We start from the raw sequence: 17,660 nt of genomic DNA, 5'->3' as shown, positions 1-17,660 counted from the left end.
TTTTTTGGCGATAACATGTAAATAAGTTTACTTCAAGCTTCTCAAACCGTGTTTGGCGTCAGTTTTTTATGGAGATTCAGTTAATTAATATCGGTTTTGGTAACATTGTGTCTGCCAATCGAGTAGTTGCCATTGTCAGTCCAGAGTCTGCCCCGATTAAGCGGATTATTACCGATGCACGGGACAGGGGTCAACTGGTTGATGCAACCTACGGCCGGCGGACTAGGGCTGTAATTATCACCGATTCCAGCCACGTAATTCTGTCGGCAATTCAGCCGGAAACGGTAGCGAATCGCTTTGTGATTTCCCGCGAGCATCAAACTGTAGATAATTGATTAGGAGTGGATAACAATCTTACTTCTATTTGCACCACATCAGCAGTACTATGTGAATTAGACAAGTTTTCTGTCACCCTTGCTACAAATTCTTTAGTCTCTAGTACAGTCCGGCGGAAATAAACCTACCATTTTATTACAGCCAGAAAAACCAAAATTAAAGCTTTTTGACTTTTGACTTTTGATTTTTTACTTCCCCAAAGGGGCTGACTTCCGCCTTGCGGTACTAGTGGACTTAGCCAGGAACACAAGACTAATAAATAATATCTATTGATTGATTCACAGGTTGAAGGGATGATGCCAGTTTTACCCATCCAGAGTATTGCTACTACCGAAGAACGCTTACATTTAGGCAGGTTGATTGTCTTAACTGGCCCTAGCGGGGTCGGTAAAGGCACTTTAATGCGATCGCTTCTAAAACGTCATCCAGAACTTTATTATTCGGTATCCGTGACGACTCGTTCTCCCCGTCCAGGAGAAATCGATGGCAAAGATTATTACTTTATCAGCCGCAGTAAGTTTGAACAATTACTTACTGAAGGTGAATTTTTGGAATGGGCAGAATTTGCTGGGAACTATTATGGCACTCCCCGTGAAGCTGTACTTAACCAAATCCATTTTGGCAAGTTGGTGGTGCTAGAAATTGAGTTAGAAGGAGCAAGACAAATTCGTGCTTCCTTCCCCAGTGCCCTCAGTATTTTTATCTTACCGCCTTCTTTTGATGAATTAGAGAAACGAATACGCGATCGCGCCCAAGACTCTGAAGAAGCGATCGCCCGTCGTCTACTCCGCGCCCAAGAGGAAATTCAAGCCGCAGATGAATTTGATATTCAAATCGTTAATGACGATTTTGAAACTGCTTTAAATGACATTGAAACGGTTTTGTTTAAATAAGTTTGCAGAGACGCGATTAATCGCGTCTGTACAGGAGTTAGGAATTTAAACTCCTAACTCCTCATTTGTAAATTAACCAAATAAACCTTGAATTACTCCCAAATTGCTAGTCAAAAAGTAAGCAACTACTGCACCACCAATACCACCAATTAAGAAAGAACTGGCGAAGTTGTTCCAGCTTTCTTTAGAGTTAAAAGCATCTACTGGAGGATTGGGTACAGTAACACTAGCAAGTGCTTTCGGAGGATTGCTATTCGCATAGAGGGATAGTCCCGCCGTTAGAAGAACAATCAAGCCAATAGCTGCCAATAATCCAGCTAAGTTGGCATTAGCTGTATCCCGCAGTGGGCCCAATTTGGCGAAGGGGCCAAATATCCAGTAACCGTGAGCCATACCAACTTCTAGCCCACGTCTGGAAGGAGTTATACCAGGACGATAAGCTGGCAAGTTATTAATGAACCACTTGGTCAAGGGAGAAGCATTAATCGGGGTTTCTAGATTACCCTTTTGCGGATCGCGGAATGGGGGAAAAACAACTTCCCGATTTCTGGGATCGCTGGGGAGATTTTTTGATGCATCTACTGCTTGTGCCATATTTTATGTTCGCCTCTAAATTTAAAATGGTGGCATTTTTATATTAATAATAATTGTCGCTAAAGATATTTTTTGCGTAATAAGTTTAGAAAAATTAATTTAGCTGCTGTCAAAACTTTGAAACTCGCAAGCTGGTTTTAGGATCGCGAGTTTCAAAGAATTAATTTGTTAGTAATTTAGTTAGTAGTTACTAGTTAATTGCCAACTAACGGCTAACAAATTTTTAAATTCTGTCTTCAACTTATGGTAATGGGTGGAAAAGTAGGTCAGGAAACCAGTAGTTAAATAAAATCAACAAAACGGCTGTCAAAGACAAATTGACAAAAAGTAAAACTGGGCCCAAAGATAGATACTTAACGAAGTATTTCTGCTGCATGAATTATTCTCCTAAATAAATCAAAGGTTACGGTAAGGGTTAGCGTGGCGAAATCGGAATTTCTGTATCTTTAGCTGTTAATTCGCCAGACAGAAATTCTTTTATGGCTGATACAGGCCAAGCAAAGCCTGAGAGCATAATTGGCAGTGCCAAAGGAACTTCAATGATTGCTTCTCTCATTTCCACGTCGCCGCCTTGTTTCTTATTCGCTTGTAGGTAGGCACGGCCTACCCAACCAATCCAACCAGCAATATAGAGAAACAGAATGCTGGGGATCAAAAAGTCACCAGCATGATTTAGACTACCATCAACAATCAAGTGAGGATAACCTTCAGGGCCACATAGCTCTTGAGAATAACGCTCAAATCGCTTTATCCCTGATTTGGGGTCAGAGGTGGTATTACGGGCATTAGCAGCTAGCTGTTGAAAAGCGGGATTGTCACTACACGGTGTCAAATTAGCCCCTAAAGCTTTTGCTGGGGAGGCAAAATTGAACCAAAGACAAATCGCTAAAATCAAAGCAAACAATCGTCGCATAGAGTTGTTTCCTTTTACTACAAAACAAAAAGTTTTATGTACAAAACGAAGCGGCTTGTACAGTTGTTTATTTGCATAACTAGGAAGTCATCATACTCTTGGGTGGGAACCGAGTAAAGTTTAAGTAAATAAAAGTTAAAGCTTCTCAACCAAGATGAGTGGGGAATGGGGAGTGGGGAGTGGGGAATGGGGAGGATAATAATTGATTGTAGTAGGGTAGTTATAGAGTCCTGGGTATAAGAATTTTCATTGTACGGTAGTAAACAAGCAAGATTTTGTTTGTTCTACTCAAAACTCAGGACTCATAACTTGGAACTCCCTACTCCCCATTCCCTACTCCCCACTCCCAATGGCAACCGTTTTAGCAATAGAAACCAGTTGTGATGAAACAGCAGTCGCAATTGTTAACAATCGTAAAGTTTGTAGCAGTATTGTAGCCTCGCAAATTACAGTCCATCAGCAGTATGGCGGGGTAGTACCAGAAGTAGCGTCTCGTGAACACTTGGAAACGATAAATGTTGCGATCGCTCAAGCCTTAGAGCAAGCCCAACTAAACTGGGAGAAAATTGACGCAATTGCCGCCACTTCTGCCCCTGGACTCGTAGGAGCGCTATTGGTGGGGTTAACTGCTGCCAAAACCCTGGCAATGGTACACAACAAACCATTTTTGGGAGTTCATCACCTTGAAGGTCACATTTACGCGACTTATTTGAGCGAACCAAGTTTAAACCCCCCTTTCTTGAGTTTATTAGTTTCTGGCGGACATACAAGCTTGATTTTTGTCAAAGATTGTGGTATCTACGAAACGCTAGGACAAACTCGTGATGATGCTGCCGGTGAAGCCTTTGATAAAGTGGCGCGATTGTTAAAGCTGGGTTATCCGGGTGGGCCAATAATTGACAAGTTGGCACAACAGGGAAATCCCCAAGCCTTTACTCTACCAGAAGGAAAAGTTTCTTTACCTGGTGGGGGATTCCATCGTTATGATGCAAGTTTTAGTGGATTAAAAACGGCTGTATTGCGTTTAGTACAGCAGTTAGAGAAAGATGGTGGACAAGTACCAGTGGCAGATGTAGCAGCTAGCTTTCAGGAAACCGTCGCGCGATCGCTAACCAAAAGAGCGATCGCCTGTGCTCTAGACTATGGTCTAGACACAATTGCAATTGGTGGCGGTGTAGCAGCGAATAGCGGCTTGAGAAAAAACCTCCAAGCCGCCGCCGTTGAACATAACCTACGCGTCCTATTCCCACCTCTAAAATTCTGTACTGATAACGCCGCCATGATTGGCTGTGCCGCCGCCGAACATCTATCTCGTGGTCATACATCCCCCCTTACACTAAGCGTTGAGTCTAGGTTAGGGCTTACTCAGGTGATGAAGTTGTATCAACCTATTGAGTAGTCATTAGTCATTAGTCATTTGTCATTAGTCATTTGTCAGGAGAGAAGAACTTTCTGTTTGCTCCAATGCCCAATGCCCAATGCCCAATGCCCAATGCCCAATGCCCAATGCCCAATGCCCCATGCCCAATGCCCTATGCCCAATGCCCTATGCCCTATAACTATTAACTATTGCTCGGATATGTTCAGCCACTGCATCCGGCTGTTCCAACATAGCCAGGTGTCCGCAATCAGGAATTTCTAGAACATTGTCACCACAATATTGGAACAGTCTGTGAAAGCTAGCTAAATGGCGCACATACTTGGGTTCCATAACCTTATCTTCGGCACCAGCCAAAAAATAAACTGGCTGCTTCAATTGGGATACTAGTTCAGGTAAACGATTGATTTCTTCTTCGGTTGTAGAGTCTAACAGACTTCCCAGAGCTGCTTCTGGGTCAGCCACAACAAAATCTATTACCCGTTGACGTGCCCAATGACGCCCCAAAGGACGAGCGACACTGGCTCTGGTAAACAGTAAATCAATCAAAGGTACTTGGGACAGCCAGCGCGGGCGGACTTGCAAAAATTTCTGACCCGCCGAGCGAAATTGCTCAAAGGCTTCTTTGAGGTAAATACCACCGCCAGCGTTGATACAGATCACTCCCTTAACACACTCAGGTATTTGATCTGCTCCCCAAAGAGCGATCGTGCCTCCCAAAGAGTGACCAATGAGCCAAGCACTATTAATATTCAGCTGTTTCAAGAGAATTGCTAAATCCTGAGCATAGGCAACAGGAGTATAAACAGAATCGATTGTTGAGCCAAGCGCACTACTGGAGATGGGCGTCAGGCTCAAAGACATTTCTGCCCGACTAAAATCGGTTTTTACCTGAGACTGGGATTCACCAAAACCCCGCAAATCATAGGAAAGGCACTGCAAATCATCTGATAGGCGGGAAATCACAGGTTGCCAATATCCACGGCTATTGAGCCAACCGTGGATAAATACTAAAGCATCGGGGCAGGAAGTGGGAGCCGTTAGCTCGTATGCGTGTGGAACGCCCAAGATTTCGATAGTTGCCATACTTATATCGTAACCTTAAGGGCAGGTGCGACTAAATACGGAGTGTGAAGAGTTAGGAGAGACGCAATTAATCGCGTCTGTACAGGAGTTGTTAATTTTTAACTCATAACTCATTACTCATTACTCATAACTCCTAACTTTTCATTTATCCAGCAACCTCTGTCGCACCCCTTCAGCAATTTTGTGACCCAGATATTCAGGAATAAGACTTTCATTCGGCCCCAACAAGTAGAGAATTAGCCGTGTACGTCCGCGCCAAACCAGTAAATTTGCATTGACTACCAGCAGGTCTTCCTGCCAGATGGCATACATCACTTTGTAGAATAATCCTGGTTGATTATCGGCTTCAATCATTAGGGCAGGGAGATGAAAGACCGGATCGACATAGAACTCAGTTTGTACCTGCTCTAAGCCAGTATCAAGATTGAATTCTACTGCCAGCATCTCTTCTACCTCAAACCGACCTCCTAAAGCTTCACGAATAGCACGACAGACATTTTCTGCGGTTTTCTCGGTTAAGGCTTTACTACCACGAGATACCAACAATTTAATAAAAACTAACATTGGTGGACGGATCTGACCGTATAGACTCAGACCGTGAATAGTCAACCCATAAGCTGCTAGTACACCAAAAATATCGCTGAGAAGAAAAGACTGGTTGCGGTAAGCAAAATGCAGGGCACTTTTGCTACCTTCAGGTTTCAGCTCAATAACAGCGCGTCTAGTTTTATAGAGACGGTAGGCTAGCCGCAAATTTTGCAGTTGAATCTCACTGCTGACGAATTGCTCATAAAACTGAGGAAACGCTCGGTTAAAGCGTTTTAGGAGTTCCAGTGTCGAAGATTTTAAACCAGAAGCCATTGTTAAGGGTAAGACTCGCTTGCTTTCATCACTTGGGGACTAGGGGCTGAATGTTAGGGACTGGGGACTGGGGAAGAATTTTCTCAAATACTCAATTTCTTGTATGCAATTCACTCCTAAGCTAACGTGCATTTAAGCTCTATACGAGCAATTGCCAGGATTAGGTTTTTCCATTTTGAATTTTCAATTACAGCAGTTTGCTTTTTAAGCGAGGTACAAAATGCAAGGCTTACGCATCAGATATTCAGACCTCCTGCCTCAAAACCCGTAGCTTCGTACTTCATGCACAAGAAAACTGCTGTATTTATATCCTTACCCTTTTGGTGAATTTCTCCTAGCCTTTACAACAAAATGCTAAAGTTGAAAATGATTGGTGTGAAACACGCCCTAACTGGCTATTACCATTGCAAATCCCGAAAACAACCGAAAAAATTTGAGTGTAAAAGGTAGTAAATGGGCTAGCTATATTAGACGTGAATCAACGCTCCTAAGAGTGGAAACCAATTCAGTTATACTACCCGAACCACGTTGGCATGGGTTTTTGGAAAACTTGGTTTAGTACTCCTGAATCTGTAGCGCCTAGTAGGACAAACCCCTTTGAAGAATATAGAGCCGATGCTGCGGGCAACTCCAACTCCAGCAGTCTTAGCGAAGCTTCTTCAAAGGAGACTCGCATCGTCTTCAGTACGGAACGAGACATTGACCTTTATGAGCTAGAAGAACTCTGTGATGCAGTTGGTTGGTCGCGTCGTCCTCTAAGAAAAGTGAAAAAAGCTATTGAGCATAGTTTTCTCGTCGCCTCAATGTGGCAGGTGAGAGGAAACCAAAAGCGGCTCATTGGTTTTGCCCGTGCTACCTCAGATCACGCGTTTAATGCAACTATTTGGGATGTCGTGGTTCACCCAGACTTTCAAAGTCAAGGACTGGGCAAGGCGCTGATGAAATACGTTCTCAAAAAACTTAGGAGTGAAGAAATTAGTAATGTCACTCTTTTTGCTGATCCCCATGTTGTAGATTTCTACCGAACTATGGGGTTTATGGCTGATCCGGAAGGCATTAAAGGCATGTTCTGGTATCCTCACTAGTGCTTAATCAAAATCAAACTCGATTTACACAAGAAAATCAGGTAAAATAGCGAAAATCTATTATTTTGATGTGGTTTTGCTTTTTTCTGCCGACGAAGGCGCAAGTATATATCTTGTAAAACTAAGTCGGCAAAAAACCTTTATCAGTAAAAAAGATTAGGCATAAGCGGTCTGATGTGATATAGTTACTTTAATGCTTTTGGTAAAGCGCGATCGCTTTGATTGGATAAAACCAAACCAAAAAAAGCAAATAGTCTAAACGGGATGTAGCGCAGCTTGGTAGCGCGCCTGCTTTGGGAGCAGGATGCCGCAGGTTCAAATCCTGTCATCCCGATTTGTTAAATAATAATTAATATACTTAACATCTAAGGCGCATTGACTAAAGCTATGTTCCTAAGATGTGCAATTAAATTGTAAATTTTTCCCGATAAAAACAAATTGCCTGTTATAGTGTTGAATTAGGTGTTGAAGCCTAACAGGCAAATTTCGCTTTTAAGTAGTAAGATATTCCTGGCACTAAGCTTTGTATAGATTTGAGAAAATATTAAAGCAAGCGGTATGGAACGATTGATTAAATAATAGCGTCACCCCATATTAGCGAAAGCCAGATAAAATGGCATTTATCAGATCCAAGGTCGAATACAGAAAGACTTTTGACTGTTTGAAAATACATATAATAAGCATCTACAGCATTTCGTGGTGAATAACAAAACGAAATCGAGAAAAACACAACTTTCGCATAGTCGATTTTTCAAAACGTTAGTATAGCAACCCTAAATAGTTGCGGAATATTGGATTTTGACCGTTGACCCTCCGGGTTCGGCAGTCCCTCTTTGTTGGAACAACAAGACCAACCTCAACGCGCACAATGAATTTTTCACAATTGAAATAGATTGCTATATAACTAAAGCTAGTTGGTGCTGTGCAACATCCAACCGTTTGTTTAATTAATTGGACTATTAATACGAGGAGCAATCATGAAATCATTTATTCGCTTAGGCGCAACATTGGGTATAGCTGGCACTGTATTTTTAACAGGGCTTTCAGGAATAGGCAATCTACCAGGAATAGGTAATCAAGAGGCGATCGCATTACCACAAGATCAGATGGTGAAAAAGCTACAAGAGATACCAGTGTTTACGCTGGTAGATCCTAAAGGTGGATTGCCAATCCTGACTGGTAGAAATGCATCTAAAACTGTTCCTTTAGTAGTATTTTTCATCAGTAAGCAAGATGCTCAAAAATTCCTTGATAATCGCTTAAGGCAAGACGCTCCAAAATTGGCAAGCACGCTCCAGGTAAGACCTTTGTCTTTGGCAGAGTACTATCAGATTGTGGAAGAGGGTAAAAAGAAGAAAGACTCTGTGATTTATACTTTAGAGCCGACACAACAACAGGTTGAGTCAGCAACTACTATACTGAATCAAAATGGGAAAAAAGGGCAGCAATTTAACGGTATTCCTTTATTCGTCCCCAAATTTAAAAAAGATAATAGGTATCTGACCATTCCCCTGGGGAAAGGCAACGAGCGCTACATCCCTTTCTATTTTGAGAAAGAGCAAGCAGTAGCTGTGTTAGAAGAATTTAAAAAAGCTGTGCCCCAGGAAGCAGCCAATACTGAAATTCAGGTGGTGGACTTGTACGGTGTTATAAATGCTCTCAATACTAGCAACGATCCAATTATAAATAAGATCGTTTTGTATCCATCACGGGAGTCTATCAATTTTTTTCGCTCGCTTGCACCGAATCAAGCTCCAGCTGCCAAGCCTGCTGCTGCACCCGCTCCGAAAAAATAACGGTTATGTACTCCAAGGTTGAGGCATGGGGGAGAAACAGCTGATATCTGGTTTACAACTTTGGCAGTGGCGCAATACTGCTCAACAAGCAGCGATCGCCACTGATGTCTCACCTGCCGAGGTAGATTGGCTGCTGTTAGAAGTTGCTGGGTTAGACCGCTTGGCACTGCGTTTGGAGTCTTTTAAAAACTGGCCGCAAATTCATGTGCAATTGCCTTTAGAAGAGTTAGACCGTTTGTGGCAGAGGCGATTAAATGACCGCTTACCAGTGCAGTATATTGCCGGAGTTACACCTTGGCGTAACTTTCAAATTGCAGTGTCAAGTGCGGTTTTGATTCCCAGACCAGAGACAGAATTCTTAATTGATTTAGCTTTAGCATCTGCCAGTAATGCTTCAGGACACTGGGCTGATTTAGGCACTGGGAGTGGAGCGATCGCCATCGGACTAGCAGATATCTTGCCAAAAGCAACAATTCATGCTGTTGATTACAGTTTAGAAGCTTTGGCGATCGCCCAAACCAACGCCCGTAATTTAGGTTTTACTGACCGGATTAAATTTTATCAAGGTTCCTGGTGGGAGCCACTGACATTTCTCAAAGGTCAATTCAGTGGTATGGTGTCGAATCCCCCTTACATACCCACCAGTACCTTACCTAGTTTGCAACCAGAAGTAGTTAACCATGAACCACATCTAGCTTTGGATGGTGGCACTGATGGCTTAGATTGCATTCGCCATTTGATAGAAATCTCCCCTAGCTATTTGCAACCTGGTGGCGTGTGGTTAATTGAGATGATGGCAGGACAGGCGGATGCAGTGCGAGAACTTTTACAAAATCAAGGTAGCTATTGTAAAATTCAAATTCACGCTGATTTAGCTGGAATTGAACGTTTTGCTGTAGCTTATAGAAGTTAGGAGTTATGAGTGAGAAATTATGAGTTTGGTAATTGGTCAAGACTTTTCACGGCATGTGGAAAAGCTTATTTTAGCGGTTTCCTAAACCCTGATTTTTCCGTTAGCTATTTTCATTAACTCAGAGCTATTGATAATTAGGCTGTGGAAAAAGCCACGCTTTTTCGAGGCTTGAGGAGTTCCCGTGAAAAGTCAGAATATATATGGGTTTCAAGCATTTTTTGGCTTTTGGTGTATTTTCCTTACCCTGTATGGGTTTGAGGCTTGTTTCTGCCTCACAAATGTTTAAGTCCCGATAATCAGAGTAGAAAAACTAAAGCCCGTAGCTAGCCGCCAATCTTTCTGAATTGTATTGTATCTTTTTATACTATTTCCTTAGATACTCGGCTTGCTTTTGTTTACTATGTATATCAAACAGAGGCAGAAACTTTACAGATTTTACTTGCTAATTGTAGTAAATTAATGCTATCAGCAAAATTATTAAGGTCAAAGCCTTAATAATTGTGTTGTACAAGAAGCTAAACATACGAAACAAAAACTGTATGCATGAGTCCTTAGAGCCAAAGCTTTTGTTTACATGGCTTGTGTAGTTAATTTCTGGTAGTTGCAAGATGCTTAAGGCGCAAGACTTAAACCTAGTTACACTTCAATTATCGATTTTTACGCGAGATATTTCTTCCTTTACTGCTTCAAAAGCTTTAGGTATTCTTCTAAGTAAATATTCCCAAAGATATGATGGTGATGTACAGGCACTACCTCTACCGGAAGAAGTTCCTTTAGAAGTTCCTAGAATAGTGTTGCAAAGTAAAGATAGAGCTTATAGGTTAGAAATTTCACCTGCGCGAATTAATTCTCTATGGTTAAGAACTGACAATGTACAAACAGAAATAGAAGAAATTGTTGATATTTGCAAGGAAGTATTAGAATATTACATTCAGTCAATGCAAATAGAAGTTAACCGCTTGGGCTTGGTTACAATAAGAGTTCATCAAACACAAAAACCAGCAACTTTGTTAAGTAAGAAATTTTGTAAGCCAGAATTAATAAATCAAGTTTTTTCGTCTTCTGAGAACTTTGAAATTCACAACCATTCTATTAAGAATATAGAAAACTTTGTGGTTAATGTGTGGACTCGTTGTAAAAGTGGATTGATAGCAAACAACGATCAAACGCATTCAGCACTGATAGTAGAACAAGATTTAAATACACTTTCACAAGACTTGGAAGATCGCAAGTTCAATCTGGAGGAAATAAAAAGTTTTTTTAGTCTTATGCAGCTTGAATCACAAGCTATTTTACAACTTTATTTTCCAAATAATCAGATATTATGATAGCTATACTAGATTCACAAAACCAGTCCGCAATAGATACAGAAGAAAGTATTATTGAGTATTCAATTAAACGATATGTTGAAGCTTTAATTCCTAATCGTGTTACAAATTTTGATAGTTTAACAAACACTAAAGTTACTAGCAAACGTTCAGCTTATGTTCAGGTTTATACATCAGAAAAAGTTTCAAAAATCATAGCGATTATTAAATCTATTGAGAAATCAAAAGAAGATATCCAACCTATAAAACAAGATACTTTTGAAATATTCTCCAAAAGATATCTATCTAGCTCTGCGGTATCAAGTAATTCCTCGAATGAGGCATTAAAAATTACTCAAGAACGCCTAATTGAACTTTGGCAAGAAGATGAAGAAGATGAATACGGTATTGTAAGGCCTACTGTTTATGCTTTTGATAAAGCGTGGAGCATTATTACTGAAGCATCACAATTTTTGAAAGATTCTTTTAGAAAAGCGTCTGTCTCTACGGATGAGGAAGGAGGTATTCGACTGACCTGGACTAAACTTGAATCAGAAGCCGAAGTTCGTCTTATCTGTCCCTGTGACCACGAGAAAGAAGTATATTTGTACCATGAGAAAGATTCAGAATATAATATTGTCAATAAAGTCACAGGATTCAATTTAGCGAGTTGGTTAAACTGGCTCAATCAGGTGTGATGGATGGTGAACAATCTACTAGTGGCAAGAAAGAATATGAGCCATTGTCATGTAGCGCCATTGTTTACAGAGCATTGCTTAGAAAACAATGGATAGATAAAGATACAGAAAGAGTAAAAGCCGATGCTTTTTTTTTACGTAAAAATAAAAACGAAAAAGGTCTTTCAGTTAATATTGCCGCACAGTGCTCGCCTAAGCAGTGTGTGGCAAAGTTTAACAAGTGTTTTGCACTAGCAAGTTTGCACGTAGGACGCATTCGAGATTTAGGGTTAGATGTGATACAGGACTCTTCAGACCATGCTAATATAATTGGCCTACCTGATGTTAATGATGATGCAGTTACAGCTGAACGTCTTGCGGGTTTACTGGCAAAACAATCACGAATTATAGATCTGTAAATGCAAGATTGAGAACAATGGCAAAACCAGAAGAATTCGCGTGCCAGTCACACTTGCAGAACAAATTTTGTCATATGCTAGGGTAATAGATTCTGGCATTGAGCTAGACCAATAGTTGGCTTTATGGACTACTGTCGGCAAGAGTATTAATCAGGAACAAATGACAAAACCAAGGCTCTTAGCATGGTAAAGCCTTGTTCATCCGCACCAACAGTAAAATTTGTGGACGAATATTGTCAGTAAACATGACTCAAGTTTCTTTAACAAATCTAATAGCTGGCGCACGCGCTGGGCTTTTGGTGAGTTTTCCTACGGATACTGTTCCTGCGCTTGCAGCGATACCAGAAAAAGCAGCATTAATTTTTGCGGCGAAACAACGCAGTCAAGACAAACCTTTGATTTTGATGGCTGCTAGTGCTGAAGATTTGTGGCCGTATGTTAAAGGTGATGAGAACGAGTATAAAGTTTGGCGAGAAGTAGCAGATAAATATTGGCCAGGAGCGCTGACGTTAGTTTTGCCAGCAAGCGATGTCTACGACGGGCTACGCCTACGCGTGCCAAAAGTTATGAACCCTATCGATCCAACAACAATTGGTATTCGAGTCCCAAACAGTGCGATCGCCCAAACTATTTTGGCGCAAACAGGCCCGCTTGCTACTACTAGCGCCAATTTTTCTGGTCAGCCGCCTTTGCAAACGATGGCAGAAATTGAGGTTCAGTTTCCTAATGTTCTGACCCTAGAATACCAGGGTGAAATATCAGGAGTGGGTGTACCTTCCACCGTTGCGAAATGGACAGGAATAAATTGGCAGATTTTGCGGCAAGGTGCGATAGAGTTAGATATTTCCAGCGATAACTAAATATAGGTCGCTATAATATTGTCTTGCTGGTTTTAACAACAGAGAAATCTGGAACTTTAGTTTGCGCTGTTGTGGTCAATTAACAAGTTAATAATTGCCAAATTATGAATTGGAGCAACTGGATATATCTAGGAGCAGGAATAGCACTAGGTGTGATTTTCCGTCAGTTATTTGTGCGAGCGCCTAATGTTTCATCTAGCTCATCCCCAGTAGCGCCATTAGATCAACAGGATATGCCACCAATATCGCAACAGCTACAGCAAACGCAGCTGGCATACTTTATGGCAAGGGAAATGAGCCAGTTTAAAGGTGGTTTTTTGGCGCGGACTACCCACGAATTGCGATCGCCCCTCAGTGGTCTGATCGGCTTACATCAGTTAATTTTGTCGGATCTATGTGAAGACCCGGCTGAAGAGCGAGAATTTATTGCCCAAGCTTACGAGCGAACGCTAAAGCTACTCAAGTTGATGGATGAAATTCTCAGCGTTGCTAGAACTGAACACGGTACTAATAAATTAGATATTCAGCCCAGATCATTAGCCCAAGTTTTAGAGGAAGTTCATAAATTAACTTATATGCTGGCGGCCAATCGCAATCTTCCCTTGGAATTGTTACCCGCCGACCCAGAAATTTATGTTTTGACAGATTACCTCTGGCTCCGCCAAATATTGATAAGTTTAATAGATACTGCCATTAATCAAATGGAGGAAGGCAGCATCTGTATTTCTAGCAGCACAGCGCCTACAAGTAATTTTGTAAACATTTGGTTGGATGTACCAACCGATGCCATACCCTGGAGCGAACCGATTGATTTAATTAAATCTGAAGATCAGCCGCTCCAGATTGACCAAGGAAAAGCTGCTCTTTCGCCAGGAATGAGGCTGTTAATTAATCAGACTCTGGTAGAAGTTATGGGAGGAAAGTTAGAAATCCTGCCCTCGACCATTGCGAAGGAACCACATCAAGAGATTAGCAGACTACAAATCTCTATGCCCCTAGTGATTCCTGAAGCTGAACTTCAGTAGGAGGAGCAAAAGCACGGTTAGGTAGGTTATGTAGCACCATCGTAGTGGTGGTATTGGGTTGAAAACCAATCTTTTCGTAGAAACCCTGCTGGTGAGTAGTCATCAGGTAAACGCGCTCAACCGACCTCATGCGGGGATGACTCAAAACGGTTTCTACTAACTTGCTTCCCAATCCACTACTTTGATACTCTGGATGAATCACAACATCCCAAATTGTGGCGCGATATATGCCATCAGATGTTGCTCTAGCAAAGCCAATGAGTCGATCGCGAAGGCAGACAAAAATCACTGGCTCACTGTTGTCAATGGCTATACCTAAATCTTCAATACTGCGACCTTTTGCCCAAAAAGCTGAAACATTTAACAGTTCTTGAAGTTGGTAAAGGTCAATTTCAGCCTTGCGATCGCTAAATTGAATCTGAGACTCGTTCATTATGGCATCCACTTTTGGCATTATCTTTGTATATTTAAGCCATATTTTGCTAGAAAATGCTGTACGTGTATATGTATATGCAACGAGAAAGAAAGTTTAATCATTTATCCCAATATTTCAATATTTAATGACAAACCCACTTCCATAAAGGATGAGTTGGCCCCTGCTGACGTATCCGATAAACTTGTTTTTCTAAACGTTGTTTTTCCTGTTCTGGTAGTCCGAGTAAGATATTTCGACTTTGCCAAACTAAAACAGCAGCAGTCATTCCAATACAAAAGGTTAAACCAAAGGTAGACAGTGGATGGTAGAAGAGTCCATATCGCACCGCTACCCAGGTAAAATATTGTTGCCACAGAGAAATTTCTGTACGTAGACCCCACAAGCTAACAGGTGCAATGGTGAGCCACAAAAAGCCCACAAACAGCCACCTACCATATATTGTTAGCTGGTGTAGTTTTTGTACTTGTTGAGCAAATGATGGGTCAGTAATTAATGGTTTTTCCTGTTTATCCATAGGGGAATAAAATTCCAAAGCAGATGTGAGCAATTCAAAATCAGTAAACCGATTGTGAAATGCACACAAGTTTAACTATCCTGGGAACTGGTAGATGTATCAATCGGCTCTAAGCTTTCTACCACTTGGGATTCACCCCTTTCTCGCCACCAAGTAAGGAGAGTACTGGCGATGAAAATACTTGAATAAGCTCCCATCGTGAAGCCAATAATCAAAGCTAGAGCGAAAAATCTTAGTGTTTCTCCGCCAAATAGAAAGATCGCAGATAATGTTAGCAACACGGTTAAGGTCGTGTTGATTGATCTTGTCAAGGTTTGGTTAACCGCATCATCTACAATTTCGGCAATCGGCTGTTCAGGATGGATTTTAATGGTTTCCCGAATGCGATCGTAAATCACCACTGTATCGTTGACTGAGAAACCTGTGATAGTAAGTAAGGCGACGATAAAAAGGCTATCTACTTCGATGCCCGCTACCAAACCCAAAATCGAGAATACCCCTACCGTGATTAAAATATCGTGAAATAGGGCAATGATCGCAAACACCGCATAATCTAACTGGAAGCGGAAGCTCATATAGATAGTAATACCGATGAAGGAAACTATCAGAGCTAATAGCCCAGACCTCAACAGTTCTTTGCCCAAGGTAGGGCCAACGGAGTCAATTTGGTTTTTTTGCGGATCAAAAGCACCAATTTGTTGGCTTAAAGCATTTTGCAAGTTGGTGCGCTGATCGACATTTAAATCTTTTGACCGAATTGATACACCATTTTCTGCTCCATTTTCGGAGATAAGTTGGATGCTGCTATCACCTAACCCCTGCGCTTTTGCTACTTCCCGGACAGCGTTGATATCAATTGGTTTGTCACAGTTGCCTGGTTTGGTGCAATCTCGAACAAACTGCAACCGTGTACCACCGATAAAATCTAAACCGGGGCGTAAGGGTGCGTGAATATTGGGTTGTTGCCAAGAAATCACCATTGAGATGATCCCGGCGAGAATAATTACAGCAGAAATAGTCCACCAAAGCGATCGCGATTTGTTTATACTCAGTTTCATCGAGCCACCTCTGCCTTATTCGATGCTGGCAGGTTTGGACAGAAAAGTTCTGTCTTCCGTAAAGAAGGAATTGAAATTGCCAAAAACAGCAATGTCCGACTACAGGTAATTGCGCTAAACATACTCACAGCTACCCCCAAAGCTAAGGTTAGTGCAAAGCCTTTGACTAAACCAGACCCCAGCCAAAACAGTGCAGCACAAGCAATCCATGTAGTGACGTTGCTATCTAAAATACTAGAAAATGCTCGGTAGAAACCAGATTCCACAGAACGATACAAAGATTTACCAGCTCGCAATTCTTCTCGCGTCCGTTCAAAAATTAGCACATTGGCATCAACTGCCATCCCAATACTGAGAATAAAACCAGCAATTCCGGGCAAAGTTAGGGTGACGCCTAATAAAGCAAAGGTTGACCAAGTTAAGAGGGAGTAGATCACTAATGACACATCCGCAATCAGTCCAGGTAATCGATAATAAAACACCATGAATATTAATACTAAAGTTAGACCACCAACCCCAGCATAAATACTGCTTTGAATACTATCTTTACCCAAAGTTGCCCCTACTGTCCGCCTTTCTGCAATTTCTACTGGTACGGGTAATGCACCACCACGTAGTTGCACACCTAAGTCATTGGCTTGTTGTGCGGTAAAGCGTCCTGTAATGATGGCAGAACCACCAGTAATACCAGTGGCGGCAAATTCTATACCCACAGTAGGAGCGCTGATCAGTTCATTGTCTAGAAAAACACCAATGCTACGCCCAGTACCAGCAAGATTTTTTGTCAAATCGGCAAACAGTTGACCACCCTGTTGGTCGAAGCGAATGGCAACATGCCAGTTATTACCTTGACTGGGTTCACCATAAGCATCCTTGAGGTATTTGCCAATTAGAGGTGGTTTGGTGCTTTCAAACAATTCTGCGATCGCTTGATTATTTTTTTGCAAATCTTCTTGATTCTTGACAATTGCTGTTTTGTCAGTACTCTTTCTCAACTCTTCTTGTTTGACTTTCAATTCGGCTCTAGATGTTTGAAAAGCAAACAGTTGGGTTTCTGTATTCGGTTTTTGGGTGCGAAATTCTAACTGCGCCGTACCACCTAGCACCCGTTCGGCTTGCTCTGGGTCATTAACTCCTGGGAGTTGCACCAGTATTTTATCTGCGCCGACGGTTTGGATCAATGGCTCAGAAACACCCAGACCATTAATCCGACCTTCGACAACTTTCTTCACACCTTCCAATTCTCGTTCGGTGATTGTGGGAATATCTGCTGATGGTTTCACCTGAATTGTGAGCTGTGAGCCTCCGCGTAAGTCTAGCCCAAGAGGTATCGGAATTGTGGTAATCACCGTAATCGCGGCGATTATCAGGACTAAAATCAAAATTAATAGCGATCGCTGTCTTTGCATACCATAACTCGCAACTGACAAAGGCTATAATAGCGCTCTTTTGTAGAGTTAGGGCATTGGGCATTGGGCATTGGGGATCGGGAATTGGGGATTAGGCATG

At 41.7% G+C, this 17,660-nt stretch carries 20 protein-coding genes and 1 tRNA gene; 12 read left to right on the top strand and 9 right to left on the bottom strand.

The window, feature by feature from the left end:
• Positions 1 to 68: 68 nt before the first annotated feature.
• Positions 69 to 335 carry an extracellular matrix/biofilm regulator RemA gene (gene remA, locus CDC33_RS24725; RefSeq protein ID WP_109011161.1) on the top strand — a complete coding sequence of 89 codons (267 nt, stop codon included), beginning with the start codon at positions 69 to 71 and terminating at the stop codon, positions 333 to 335.
• Between the two features lie 294 nt (positions 336 to 629).
• The gene (gene gmk / locus CDC33_RS24715) at positions 630 to 1,229 is read left to right on the top strand and encodes a guanylate kinase (protein WP_109011159.1); all 600 of its coding nucleotides are present in this window, start codon (positions 630 to 632) and stop codon (positions 1,227 to 1,229) included.
• A 72-nt stretch (positions 1,230 to 1,301) separates the two neighbouring features.
• On the opposite strand, the gene CDC33_RS24710 is transcribed toward gmk, so the two are convergent.
• The 3 genes from CDC33_RS24710 to CDC33_RS24700 form a co-directional block, all read right to left on the bottom strand.
• Positions 1,302 to 1,823: a photosystem I reaction center protein subunit XI gene (locus CDC33_RS24710; protein ID WP_109011158.1), complete on the bottom strand. Its 522-nt coding sequence runs from the start codon at positions 1,821 to 1,823 to the stop codon at positions 1,302 to 1,304.
• 241 nt (positions 1,824 to 2,064) lie between these two features.
• Positions 2,065 to 2,199 (bottom strand): Photosystem I reaction center subunit IX, encoded by a 135-nt coding sequence (locus CDC33_RS24705; RefSeq protein ID WP_109011157.1) that lies wholly within the window; start codon positions 2,197 to 2,199, stop codon positions 2,065 to 2,067.
• Between the two features lie 39 nt (positions 2,200 to 2,238).
• The gene (locus tag CDC33_RS24700; RefSeq protein WP_109011156.1) at positions 2,239 to 2,736 is read right to left on the bottom strand and encodes a Photosystem I reaction center subunit III; all 498 of its coding nucleotides are present in this window, start codon (positions 2,734 to 2,736) and stop codon (positions 2,239 to 2,241) included.
• A gap of 349 nt (positions 2,737 to 3,085) precedes the next feature.
• Here CDC33_RS24700 and tsaD point away from each other — a divergent pair, with 349 nt between their 5' ends.
• On the top strand, positions 3,086 to 4,135 hold the full coding sequence (gene tsaD, locus CDC33_RS24695) for a tRNA (adenosine(37)-N6)-threonylcarbamoyltransferase complex transferase subunit TsaD (protein ID WP_109011155.1): 1,050 nt from the start codon (positions 3,086 to 3,088) through the stop codon (positions 4,133 to 4,135).
• Positions 4,136 to 4,282: 147 nt separating this feature from the next.
• On the opposite strand, the gene CDC33_RS24690 is transcribed toward tsaD, so the two are convergent.
• Both CDC33_RS24690 and CDC33_RS24685 read right to left on the bottom strand, forming a co-directional pair.
• Positions 4,283 to 5,200 (bottom strand): alpha/beta fold hydrolase, encoded by a 918-nt coding sequence (locus tag CDC33_RS24690; protein WP_109011154.1) that lies wholly within the window; start codon positions 5,198 to 5,200, stop codon positions 4,283 to 4,285.
• A gap of 141 nt (positions 5,201 to 5,341) precedes the next feature.
• Positions 5,342 to 6,061, bottom strand: coding sequence for a hypothetical protein (locus CDC33_RS24685; protein ID WP_100899857.1), 720 nt, complete (start codon positions 6,059 to 6,061; stop codon positions 5,342 to 5,344).
• 533 nt (positions 6,062 to 6,594) lie between these two features.
• On the opposite strand from CDC33_RS24685, the gene CDC33_RS24680 reads away from it, so the two are divergent.
• From CDC33_RS24680 to CDC33_RS24640, 9 genes are all read left to right on the top strand, one after another.
• A complete protein-coding gene (locus tag CDC33_RS24680; RefSeq protein ID WP_100899858.1) occupies positions 6,595 to 7,146 on the top strand; it encodes a GNAT family N-acetyltransferase in 552 nt (183 codons plus the stop codon).
• Positions 7,147 to 7,406: 260 nt separating this feature from the next.
• Positions 7,407 to 7,480 (top strand) — tRNA-Pro (locus tag CDC33_RS24675).
• Between the two features lie 643 nt (positions 7,481 to 8,123).
• The gene (locus CDC33_RS24670; RefSeq protein ID WP_109011153.1) at positions 8,124 to 8,942 is read left to right on the top strand and encodes a Tic22 family protein; all 819 of its coding nucleotides are present in this window, start codon (positions 8,124 to 8,126) and stop codon (positions 8,940 to 8,942) included.
• A 25-nt stretch (positions 8,943 to 8,967) separates the two neighbouring features.
• Positions 8,968 to 9,855, top strand: coding sequence for a peptide chain release factor N(5)-glutamine methyltransferase (prmC, locus tag CDC33_RS24665; RefSeq protein WP_109011152.1), 888 nt, complete (start codon positions 8,968 to 8,970; stop codon positions 9,853 to 9,855).
• A gap of 608 nt (positions 9,856 to 10,463) precedes the next feature.
• Entirely contained in the window at positions 10,464 to 11,183 is a 720-nt protein-coding gene (locus tag CDC33_RS24660; RefSeq protein ID WP_109011151.1) for a hypothetical protein, read from the top strand.
• Complete coding sequence (locus tag CDC33_RS24655) at positions 11,180 to 11,860, top strand: hypothetical protein (RefSeq protein ID WP_109011150.1); 681 nt, start codon at positions 11,180 to 11,182, stop codon at positions 11,858 to 11,860. Before CDC33_RS24660 ends, CDC33_RS24655 begins: the two co-directional genes overlap by 4 nt.
• Positions 11,860 to 12,258, top strand: coding sequence for a hypothetical protein (locus CDC33_RS24650; RefSeq protein WP_109011149.1), 399 nt, complete (start codon positions 11,860 to 11,862; stop codon positions 12,256 to 12,258). The genes CDC33_RS24655 and CDC33_RS24650 overlap by 1 nt, the downstream gene beginning before the upstream one ends.
• A 245-nt stretch (positions 12,259 to 12,503) precedes the next feature.
• Entirely contained in the window at positions 12,504 to 13,118 is a 615-nt protein-coding gene (locus tag CDC33_RS24645) for an L-threonylcarbamoyladenylate synthase (protein ID WP_109011148.1), read from the top strand.
• A 104-nt stretch (positions 13,119 to 13,222) separates the two neighbouring features.
• A complete protein-coding gene (locus CDC33_RS24640) occupies positions 13,223 to 14,143 on the top strand; it encodes a sensor histidine kinase (RefSeq protein ID WP_109011147.1) in 921 nt (306 codons plus the stop codon).
• On the opposite strand, the gene CDC33_RS24635 is transcribed toward CDC33_RS24640, so the two are convergent.
• From CDC33_RS24635 to secD, 4 genes are all read right to left on the bottom strand, one after another.
• Complete coding sequence (locus CDC33_RS24635) at positions 14,106 to 14,576, bottom strand: GNAT family N-acetyltransferase (RefSeq protein ID WP_109012695.1); 471 nt, start codon at positions 14,574 to 14,576, stop codon at positions 14,106 to 14,108. The two genes, CDC33_RS24640 and CDC33_RS24635, sit on opposite strands and share 38 nt — an antisense overlap.
• Positions 14,577 to 14,700: 124 nt before the next feature.
• Positions 14,701 to 15,093, bottom strand: coding sequence for a hypothetical protein (locus CDC33_RS24630; protein ID WP_109012694.1), 393 nt, complete (start codon positions 15,091 to 15,093; stop codon positions 14,701 to 14,703).
• Between the two features lie 71 nt (positions 15,094 to 15,164).
• The gene (secF, locus tag CDC33_RS24625; RefSeq protein WP_109011146.1) at positions 15,165 to 16,151 is read right to left on the bottom strand and encodes a protein translocase subunit SecF; all 987 of its coding nucleotides are present in this window, start codon (positions 16,149 to 16,151) and stop codon (positions 15,165 to 15,167) included.
• Positions 16,148 to 17,560 (bottom strand): protein translocase subunit SecD, encoded by a 1,413-nt coding sequence (gene secD / locus CDC33_RS24620; protein WP_109011145.1) that lies wholly within the window; start codon positions 17,558 to 17,560, stop codon positions 16,148 to 16,150. The genes secF and secD overlap by 4 nt, the downstream gene beginning before the upstream one ends.
• Positions 17,561 to 17,660 lie beyond the last annotated feature (100 nt).

The organism is Nostoc commune NIES-4072 (assembly GCF_003113895.1).
GTDB classification, from domain to species: Bacteria; Cyanobacteriota; Cyanobacteriia; order Cyanobacteriales; family Nostocaceae; genus Nostoc; species Nostoc commune.
Note: the sequence above shows the minus strand (reverse complement) of the source record. Positions and strands in the feature narration are given on the sequence as shown.

What these genes read in the sequence shown, in the direction of transcription:
- CDC33_RS24635 (WP_109012695.1), bottom strand. Translation starts at nt 14,576, where the DNA reads ATGAACGAGTCTCAGATTCAATTTAGCGATCGCAAGGCTGAAATTGAC.
- CDC33_RS24685 (WP_100899857.1), bottom strand. Translation starts at nt 6,061, where the DNA reads ATGGCTTCTGGTTTAAAATCTTCGACACTGGAACTCCTAAAACGCTTT.
- secD (WP_109011145.1), bottom strand. Translation starts at nt 17,560, where the DNA reads ATGCAAAGACAGCGATCGCTATTAATTTTGATTTTAGTCCTGATAATC.
- CDC33_RS24710 (WP_109011158.1), bottom strand. Translation starts at nt 1,823, where the DNA reads ATGGCACAAGCAGTAGATGCATCAAAAAATCTCCCCAGCGATCCCAGA.
- gmk (WP_109011159.1), top strand. Translation starts at nt 630, where the DNA reads ATGATGCCAGTTTTACCCATCCAGAGTATTGCTACTACCGAAGAACGC.
- CDC33_RS24660 (WP_109011151.1), top strand. Translation starts at nt 10,464, where the DNA reads ATGCTTAAGGCGCAAGACTTAAACCTAGTTACACTTCAATTATCGATT.
- tsaD (WP_109011155.1), top strand. Translation starts at nt 3,086, where the DNA reads ATGGCAACCGTTTTAGCAATAGAAACCAGTTGTGATGAAACAGCAGTC.
- CDC33_RS24640 (WP_109011147.1), top strand. Translation starts at nt 13,223, where the DNA reads ATGAATTGGAGCAACTGGATATATCTAGGAGCAGGAATAGCACTAGGT.
- CDC33_RS24630 (WP_109012694.1), bottom strand. Translation starts at nt 15,093, where the DNA reads ATGGATAAACAGGAAAAACCATTAATTACTGACCCATCATTTGCTCAA.
- CDC33_RS24645 (WP_109011148.1), top strand. Translation starts at nt 12,504, where the DNA reads ATGACTCAAGTTTCTTTAACAAATCTAATAGCTGGCGCACGCGCTGGG.
- CDC33_RS24705 (WP_109011157.1), bottom strand. Translation starts at nt 2,199, where the DNA reads ATGCAGCAGAAATACTTCGTTAAGTATCTATCTTTGGGCCCAGTTTTA.
- CDC33_RS24650 (WP_109011149.1), top strand. Translation starts at nt 11,860, where the DNA reads ATGGATGGTGAACAATCTACTAGTGGCAAGAAAGAATATGAGCCATTG.
- secF (WP_109011146.1), bottom strand. Translation starts at nt 16,151, where the DNA reads ATGAAACTGAGTATAAACAAATCGCGATCGCTTTGGTGGACTATTTCT.
- CDC33_RS24700 (WP_109011156.1), bottom strand. Translation starts at nt 2,736, where the DNA reads ATGCGACGATTGTTTGCTTTGATTTTAGCGATTTGTCTTTGGTTCAAT.
- CDC33_RS24670 (WP_109011153.1), top strand. Translation starts at nt 8,124, where the DNA reads ATGAAATCATTTATTCGCTTAGGCGCAACATTGGGTATAGCTGGCACT.
- remA (WP_109011161.1), top strand. Translation starts at nt 69, where the DNA reads ATGGAGATTCAGTTAATTAATATCGGTTTTGGTAACATTGTGTCTGCC.
- CDC33_RS24690 (WP_109011154.1), bottom strand. Translation starts at nt 5,200, where the DNA reads ATGGCAACTATCGAAATCTTGGGCGTTCCACACGCATACGAGCTAACG.
- prmC (WP_109011152.1), top strand. Translation starts at nt 8,968, where the DNA reads ATGGGGGAGAAACAGCTGATATCTGGTTTACAACTTTGGCAGTGGCGC.
- CDC33_RS24655 (WP_109011150.1), top strand. Translation starts at nt 11,180, where the DNA reads ATGATAGCTATACTAGATTCACAAAACCAGTCCGCAATAGATACAGAA.
- CDC33_RS24680 (WP_100899858.1), top strand. Translation starts at nt 6,595, where the DNA reads ATGGGTTTTTGGAAAACTTGGTTTAGTACTCCTGAATCTGTAGCGCCT.